Origin of the sequence: Sphingomonas sp. FUKUSWIS1, from assembly GCF_000733135.1 — a bacterium.
GTDB lineage: Bacteria > Pseudomonadota > Alphaproteobacteria > Sphingomonadales > Sphingomonadaceae > Sphingomonas > Sphingomonas aerolata.
In genome coordinates this window covers 1-1,396 of the sequence record NZ_JPJC01000165.1, presented here as the reverse complement: position 1 = coordinate 1,396, position 1,396 = coordinate 1, and the positions used below count along the sequence as shown (strand labels likewise).

1 protein-coding gene and 1 pseudogene are annotated in these 1,396 nt (G+C 69.6%); one reads left to right on the top strand and one right to left on the bottom strand.

All coding sequences use genetic code 11. The annotated features are described in order from the left end of the window. Window positions 1-1,015 (bottom strand): annotated as a pseudogene (locus sphsw_RS10555) (AcrB/AcrD/AcrF family protein); the annotation flags it as partial. A gap of 112 nt (window positions 1,016-1,127) precedes the next feature. Here sphsw_RS10555 and sphsw_RS10550 point away from each other — a divergent pair. Beyond that, window positions 1,128-1,396: GtrA family protein (locus sphsw_RS10550; protein WP_327195642.1), on the top strand; the 269-nt coding region annotated here is incomplete at its 3' end.

The window sequence follows — 1,396 nt, the reverse complement described above, 5'->3', positions numbered from 1 at the left end:
TCGCCTCGCGGACATTGTTCAGCCAGTTGCGCTGAAGCTCGGGCGAGACGCCCTCGGGCCGGGCGAGGCATTGCGGGAACATCAGCGCGAAGCCGATCACGATCGCTGCGCCCGCCGCGACCGCGAGCGCGAGCCGCACCCCGCGCGATGCAGGGCCGAAGCGCGCGAGCAGGAAGAGGAGCATCCCGGCGGCGATCATCACGCTGAGCCAGACGGGCGTCAGCGCGTCGCAGCGCATCGCCTGGTTCGCGTTCGAGGCGAAGAGTGCGAAACCGAGCGTGCTGCCGCCGCCCAGGGTCAGCGCATAGACCGCGAGCCGCGGCGCCTCGGCGCGGTCCCAGACCCAGCGCAGTGCGATGATCGCGCCCGCCATCGCGGCATAGGGGAGGAGTTCGAGCCCGATCGAGAGCGACACCGCGCTCGCGATCCCGACGAGCGCGCCGCCACGTCGCGCGCGCGGGTCGCAGAGCCCGGCGAGCGTGAGGCTGAGCATCGCGAGCTGCCAGCCGTGATGGTCGATGCGTTCGGGCATGTACATCAGCATCGTCGCGGTCGCGCCGACGAGGAACAGGATCGCGAGCGGCCAGGCGAGCGGGTGGATCAGCCGCCGCACCGTCGCGCCGATGCCGAGCATCGCGATCGACAGCGGCAGCAACGGCGCGATCCCGCAGGCGAGCCGTTCGGCCCAGCTGTTGCTGGTGAACAGGCGGAAGAAGAGGATGAGGCCGGCGATCGGCAGGTCGACGATCCGGCTCCAGTGGATGTCGAAGCCCGCGGGCGGGTTCATCCGGTACTGGCGCAGATCATACCAGCCCTGGCCGTCGAGCCATGCGCGGACCTGCATCAGGCGCATATTGTCGTCGGTATCGCCGAGGGACAGCCAGCGGACCTGACCCCAGCGGTCGGCCAGCGACCAGGCGGCGACGCCGAGCCATGCCAGCAGCGTCAACGCGACCCAGTGGCGATCGAGCAGGTCGCGCCCCCGCTGCCATGGGGACTGGTGGGGCTGATCCAAAACGCTTTCCTCCTGACCGCGCGCGGACTAATGCGCGGGGCGTGACGTTGAGCGCCGCTGTATCGACGCGCGTGTAAAGAACAAGGCGGGCATGCAGGCGATCAGGCGACAGATGGACCAGATGCGGGCGAGCGGCGTGCTCGGCCAGCTCTTCCGCTTCGGGATTGCGGGCGGGCTGTCGAGCGTGATCTATTCGCTCGTCTATCTGCCGCTGACCAGGTTCGTGTTTCCGCCCGAGCAGGCGGTCGCGGCGGTACCCTTCGCCTTTGCGGTGGCGGTGACCGCGGGCTATTTCCTGCACAGCCGGTGGAGCTTCAAGGGGCATGCCGCCGAGCCGGGCGGGGCCAAGCACGTCAAGTTCGTGCTGGTGCAGGGGACGGG